Raw genomic sequence first — 5,815 nt, 5'->3', positions numbered from 1 at the left:
CAACAAAGCTCAAGGGCTTGAGCCCGGTGCAATACCGTGCTCAAGCCCTTGCGGCTTAGGCTCTAATAAGTTGGTCCAACTTTCGGGGACCAGTTCACTAGCGGGGACCGTTGTCCGGGTCGTCTTCGCTCAGCTGCCGGCCGTCATGGCTGGACGGCTTGTCCTTGCGGCCATGCTGGGGGTCCTCGCGCTTCTTCAGCTCCTGCTCACGGCGGTTCAGTTCCTCTTCCCGCTGCTTTGCGCGGCGTTGTGCATCAAGCGTGCGCAGGAACGCGATGTCGTCGTCCGGGGCGGCCGGACGGGGAGCCTGCTGGAGTGGCCGGCCCGCCCGGGGACGGCCCCACATGAACCACATCAGGGCGCCGATCAGGGGGACCAGGATGATCGCGAGGATCCATCCCGGTTTGGAGATACTGCGCACCTCATGCGGCCGCGACCGGATGCACTCGATGAGGGCATAGATCACCACCGAGAGAGCCAGTACCGCGAGCAGGACATAGAGACGGACCATGAGTCAATTGTAGGTGAGGGCCAAGCTGCGGGCAGCGGAATGTTCAGGCCGCCCGGTCGATCTCGCGGGCAGCGTAAACTTGAGGCGTGGCTTTTTGGAAATTCAGCGCACTGCGCCTTGGCATCATGGCCGTCATCTTCGTTGTCTGCCTGTTTTTGAGGCTGGGCGTCGTCTACTCCGCCATCGCCGCAGCGATCATGGGGTGGTGCATCACGTACCTGTTCTTCCGCAAGATGAGGGATGAAGCCGGGGCGGCACTGGCCCGCCGCTTCTCCAGCGGAGTCAAAGCGCCCAGGACTTCCACGGAGATTTCCGATGCGCTGGCCGAGGACGCAGCCGTGGATCAGTACGGCGAACTGACGGTGGATCCGTCCCGGAAGCCCCGCGAGGTACAGCAGCGGCCGGACGGAGCCCGCCCGGACGTGACCCGCTCAGACGTGAACCGCCCGGAGGACCAGGGCTGACCCGGTTCCACTTGGGGTGTAAACGGGCATTCGCACCAGGGCGGGCCGCTACATAAGCCGGGACACCACCCAGGGCGGGCCGCTACGTGAGTCGGGACACCACCAGGCCCAGTGCGAAGGCTATGGCGAACCCGAGATTGATCAGCCCGGTCTGCTTGAGCACCGGAATGAGGCTCTCGCGTTTCTTGCCCTTGAGCATCAGCGAACTCGGCGTCAGGCACGCCGGAACCAGCAGCAGGACCAGCAGGATCCACGGGAAGTCGTAGACCATGATCAGCGGCAGCAGGATGGCCACTGCCAGCATCATGACGTAGCTGATGCGCGCGACCTCGTCGCCCATCCGGACCGCCAAAGTCAGTTTCCCGACCTCCCGGTCCGTGGGAATGTCGCGGACGTTGTTGGCCATCAGCAGGGCGGTGGCGATCAGCCCGGTCCCGACCGCGCCGATGAAGGACGGCCAGCTGACCTGCAGGGCCTGGGTGTAGGTGGTTCCCATGGTGGCCACAATCCCGAAAAACAGGAATACGTACACTTCGCCGAGTCCGCGGTAACCGTAGGGGTTGTTGCCGCCGGTGTAGCCCCAGGCCGCGATCACGCAGCCCACGCCCACCAGCAGCAGCGGCCAGGTCTGGGACAAGATGATCAAGACGAGCCCGGCAACCATGGCCAGCCCGAAGCTGGCGAACGCGGCGGCCTTCACGGCCTTCGGCTTGGCCAGCCCGGATCCGGTCAGGCGCAGCGGTCCCACACGCACGTCATCGGTGCCGCGCACCCCGTCCGAATAGTCGTTCGCGTAGTTGACGCCGACCTGGAACAGGACCGCGACGAGCGCGGCGAGTACAGCATGCAGGGGCCGGAAGGATCCCAGTTCGTAGGCGGCAGCGCTGCCGACGATCACCGGAGCGACCGCCATCGGAAGAGTGCGGGGCCGTGCCCCTTCGAACCATTGCCCGGCTGTAGCCACTGTGGAAAATCCTAACCTGTGGGAGTCTGGTGCATCGTAGGCCGCGGGCGACCGCAGCAACGTTCTATTCTCGCGCATGAGGCTGAGGGGGCCTGCAGCCGGCCCCGCTGAAGTGCCTGATGTCACGGTTGCGGCAATTCGCCGCGGCCGCGCCCCGGGTGTGGCAGGGCCTCCTCTGCCGCTGAACGGCGCAGGATGTCCGCCACGGTCAACCGGTCCGGCTTCCCGTTGGGCAACAGCGGCAAAGCATCCAGGCGCACGATGTGGCGCGGGACGGCCGGCCCGCCGAGGGCCGCATGGACCCGGGCCCGGATGTCCGCCTCCGGAGCGGAACCGACGACGGCGGCGCACACCGTGGTGCCCCACTCTGGATCGTCGATGCCCGCCACCAGAACCGCCCGGATACCGGGCAGCCCTTCAATGACGTCCGCGACGGCCGCCGCGGAAACCTTGACCCCGCCGGTGATCAGCACGTCGTCCGCGCGTCCGCTCACGGTGAGCACACCGGCGTCGTCGACCTCTCCCAGGTCCTCGGTGCGGAACCAGCGGGTGCCGAGGGACTCGCTGAAGTGCGCGGCTGTCAGTTCGGGGTTGTCCAGGTAGCCGCTGGCGACCACGTCGCCGCCGATCAGGACCCGGCCCCGGTCCAGTCGCAGGGCTACGCCCGGAAGCGGCACGCCGTCGTAGATGCAGCCCCCGCAGGTCTCGCTCATGCCGTAGGTACGCACGATGTTCAGCGAATGTTTGGCAGCCTCGGACCGCAACGCCTCCGGCATCCGGGCGCCTCCCAGCAGGATTGCATCGAAGCGGCGCAATGCCCTGAGGGTTTCCGGCTCCCCGTCGGTGAGCAGCCGGTGCAGCTGGGTGGGCACCAGCGAGGTAATCCGGAACCGGTCGGTCAGCGCGGACGCCGCATCCGTGAACGCCTGGGCGGTGAACCCTCCCGCCAGGTCCATGGCCCACGGCCGCGTGCCGGCGTACAGCGAGCGGACCAGTACCTGCAGGCCGGCCACGTAGTTCGGCGCGAGCGCCAGCAGCCACTGGCCCTCGCTGCCCAGCCGCAGCGCGGTACCCATCGACGACGCCGCGAGCGCGTCGATGCCCAGCATGGTGGCCTTCGGGGTGCCGGTGGAGCCCGAGGTGCGGACCACTGCGGCGGTCCCGGGAACCGCTCCGGCCGAAGCCACCGGCACCGGCAGGCCGTCCGGCGTAATCTCGACGGCGGGGCCCTCGCCGCCCAGCGCCGCGGTCAGCGCCGACAGGGCCGGCTGGATATCCATGGCGCCCGCCCTAGAAGTAGTAGGGGAACGACGACCAGTCCGGGTCGCGCTTGGCCAGGAAGGCTTCCTTGCCTTCGACCGCTTCGTCCGTCATGTACGCCAAGCGGGTGGCCTCACCGGCAAAGACCTGCTGTCCGGCCAGGCCGTCGTCCGCCAGGTTGAAGGCAAACTTGAGCATTCGGATGGCCTGCGGGGACTGGCGGGCAATGTCCGCGGCGTATTCCAGCGCCACCTCTTCAAGCCGCTCGTGGTCTACCGCCTCGTTGACGGCTCCCATTCGGACCATGTCCTCGGCGGAATATTCGCGCGCCAGGAAGAAGATTTCACGGGCCGCCTTCTGGCCGATCTGCCGCGCGAGCAGTGCGGAACCGTAGCCGGCGTCGAAGCTGCCCACGGTGGCATCGGTCTGCTTGAACTTGCCGTGCTGGCGGGAAGCTATGGTCAGGTCGGACACCACATGCAGGGAGTGGCCACCGCCCGCAGCCCAACCATTCACGACGGCGATGACCACCTTGGGCATGGTGCGCATCAACCGCTGGACTTCCAGGATGTGCAGCCGGCCGGCGCGGGCGGGATCGATGAACTCGGCCGACTCGCCGGCTGCGTTCTCGACCGGATACCGGTAGCCGTCCCGGCCGCGGATACGCTGGTCGCCGCCGGAACAGAACGAGTGGCCGCCGTCCTTGGGCGAGGGGCCGTTGCCGGTCAGCAGTACGGTGGCCACATCCGGTGTCATTCGGGCATGATCCATGGCGCGGTAGAGCTCGTCCACGGTTCCCGGGCGGAACGCGTTGCGCACCTCGGGGCGATTGAAGGCAATGCGCACTGCCGGCAGGTCGCGGACCACGTTGCCGGCGGCGTCGCGCTCCACCTGCCGGTGGTAAGTCATGTCCTGGAAGTCAAAGCCCTCCACCACCCGCCAGCGCGTCGGGTCGAAGAGGTCGGAAACCTTCTCAGGCAGATCAGGGCGCGCCGGATTCCCGGTGCTGCCGCCTGAGGTGGTGGCGGGACTGGCTGGGGCGGGGTTCTCGGAAGTCACTCCTCGAGTTTATCGTTGCCTTTCCGAGGGCCCGGGCCGCGCTTCAGGTGGGGCAGAAGGGCCGGGTGATTGCGCCGGCCGGGGGACCCGGAACGCCGCCGCGGCCAGGAAGCTGCAGCACGCGGAGAGCCGCAGGAGGGCCCGCGGAAGGCGCGGGTTTGAAAGCGGTCCCGCCGCCTGCTCCCGGCGCAGGCGGCCTTGCAGGGAAATGCTAAGCATGCTTTGCTTGCGTCTGTAACCACACGCCCGGCTGCACAACCGTGTTGGCGGGGCCGTAATCGCCGCGGTAAGCCGCGGGAAGTGGCAAACAAAGGAGATGCAATGATCGCCAAGGATAAAATCGACAGCCTCATCGGCAGCAACGCAAATGTGATCGATTCCGAGGGAAACAAGATCGGTTCGCTCGGGGAGCTCTACCTCGATGACCGGACCGACGAGCCCAATTGGGCCACGGTCAAGACCGGTCTGTTTGGCATGTCCGAAACTTTCATTCCACTCGACGATGCCACCACGGACGGCGGTGACATTCGCGTGCCCTACAGCAAGGACCAGGTAAAGGATGCGCCCCGGATGGAACCCGACGGGCACCTGGACGAGACTGAGGAAGACCGGCTCTACCGGCACTACGGACTGGCCACAGCCACGGGCGGCTACGCCGAAACCGGCCGGACTGCAGGCACCAGCGGCTACGCCGATACGACCGGCACGACCGGTACCAGCGGCTACGCCGACACGACCGGCACCACCGGCTACGCAGGCGCCGGCGGCACGTCGGGCGTGACGGACCGGGACACTTACGCGGAGACTGCCGGCACACGCGGAACGAATGACGCTATGTCCCGGGCCGGGTCCGACGATGCGATGACCCGCTCTGAGGAACGCGTCCAGGTTGGAACCGAGTCCAGGGAAACCGGCAGGGCCAGGCTGCGCAAGTACATCGTCACCGAGAACGTGACCCAAACGGTTCCCGTCCAGCGTGAAGAGGTTCGCCTGGAGCGCGAGCCGATCACCGACGCGAACCGGGACGAGGCGCTCGGGGGGCCGGAACTCAGCGAGGCCGAGCACGAGGTGACGCTGCACGAGGAGCGGCCGGTGGTGGAGAAGGAAACCGTCCCGGTCGAACGGGTCCGGCTGGACAAGGACACCGTCACCGACCAGGAAACCGTGTCCACGGACGTACGCAAGGAAGAAATCGAGGCCGACGACGAGGGCCTGGGCCGTCCCGGCCGCTAAACAACCGCTTAATCATCGAGGTGCTCCGGCGCCGCAGAGGAAACCCCGGGGGCTCAGGCCGCCGGGGTTTCCTCGTGCTCACGGGAACAAGCCGACGCCTAGCCCGTCCTGGCCCCGTCACCAGTTGACCGGTTCCGGACCGGCGTGGGATTCTTTATAGAACGGTCGGTCGGTAATTTCGTTGTCTGCGACAGCCGAGCCGCCGACCGCTTTCATCGTTGGTCTTTTCAAGCGCGAGGGATTATTTCCATGGCTGAGGCATTCCTGATTGGCGGGGCGCGGACCCCGGTAGGCCGCTACGGAGGCGCACTGTCCGCGGTCCGT

Annotated in this window: 7 protein-coding genes; 2 read left to right on the top strand and 5 right to left on the bottom strand. The window is 67.0% G+C overall.

Annotated features, from left to right (window positions below; all coding sequences use genetic code 11):
* Positions 1-97: 97 nt before the first annotated feature.
* Positions 98-511, bottom strand: coding sequence for a PLD nuclease N-terminal domain-containing protein (locus AC5RWT_RS33610; RefSeq protein ID WP_493966690.1), 414 nt, complete (start codon positions 509-511; stop codon positions 98-100).
* 86 nt (positions 512-597) lie between these two features.
* Here AC5RWT_RS33610 and AC5RWT_RS33605 point away from each other — a divergent pair, with 86 nt between their 5' ends.
* The gene (locus AC5RWT_RS33605) at positions 598-975 is read left to right on the top strand and encodes a DUF4229 domain-containing protein (protein ID WP_494083998.1); all 378 of its coding nucleotides are present in this window, start codon (positions 598-600) and stop codon (positions 973-975) included.
* An 82-nt stretch (positions 976-1,057) separates the two neighbouring features.
* Here AC5RWT_RS33605 and AC5RWT_RS33600 read toward each other — a convergent pair whose 3' ends face one another.
* The 3 genes from AC5RWT_RS33600 to AC5RWT_RS33590 form a co-directional block, all read right to left on the bottom strand.
* Positions 1,058-1,939: a 1,4-dihydroxy-2-naphthoate polyprenyltransferase gene (locus AC5RWT_RS33600; RefSeq protein ID WP_494083997.1), complete on the bottom strand. Its 882-nt coding sequence runs from the start codon at positions 1,937-1,939 to the stop codon at positions 1,058-1,060.
* 122 nt (positions 1,940-2,061) lie between these two features.
* Positions 2,062-3,219 (bottom strand): AMP-binding protein, encoded by a 1,158-nt coding sequence (locus AC5RWT_RS33595; RefSeq protein ID WP_494083996.1) that lies wholly within the window; start codon positions 3,217-3,219, stop codon positions 2,062-2,064.
* Positions 3,220-3,229: 10 nt separating this feature from the next.
* Complete coding sequence (locus AC5RWT_RS33590; protein WP_494083999.1) at positions 3,230-4,180, bottom strand: 1,4-dihydroxy-2-naphthoyl-CoA synthase; 951 nt, start codon at positions 4,178-4,180, stop codon at positions 3,230-3,232.
* 399 nt (positions 4,181-4,579) lie between these two features.
* Between AC5RWT_RS33590 and AC5RWT_RS33585 the strand changes: the two genes are divergently transcribed.
* A complete protein-coding gene (locus AC5RWT_RS33585; RefSeq protein ID WP_494083995.1) occupies positions 4,580-5,491 on the top strand; it encodes a DUF2382 domain-containing protein in 912 nt (303 codons plus the stop codon).
* 117 nt (positions 5,492-5,608) lie between these two features.
* On the opposite strand, the gene AC5RWT_RS33580 is transcribed toward AC5RWT_RS33585, so the two are convergent.
* A partial coding sequence (locus tag AC5RWT_RS33580) for a hypothetical protein (RefSeq protein WP_494084000.1) occupies positions 5,609-5,815 on the bottom strand: 207 nt, incomplete at its 5' end.

This window comes from Arthrobacter sp. Dra40, assembly GCF_059091905.1.
Note: the sequence above shows the minus strand (reverse complement) of the source record. Positions and strands in the feature narration are given on the sequence as shown.

Excerpts from the sequence above, each read along its gene's own strand:
- AC5RWT_RS33585 (WP_494083995.1), top strand. The coding sequence starts at position 4,580 with ATGATCGCCAAGGATAAAATCGACAGCCTCATCGGCAGCAACGCAAAT.
- AC5RWT_RS33610 (WP_493966690.1), bottom strand. The coding sequence starts at position 511 with ATGGTCCGTCTCTATGTCCTGCTCGCGGTACTGGCTCTCTCGGTGGTG.
- AC5RWT_RS33595 (WP_494083996.1), bottom strand. The coding sequence starts at position 3,219 with ATGGATATCCAGCCGGCCCTGTCGGCGCTGACCGCGGCGCTGGGCGGC.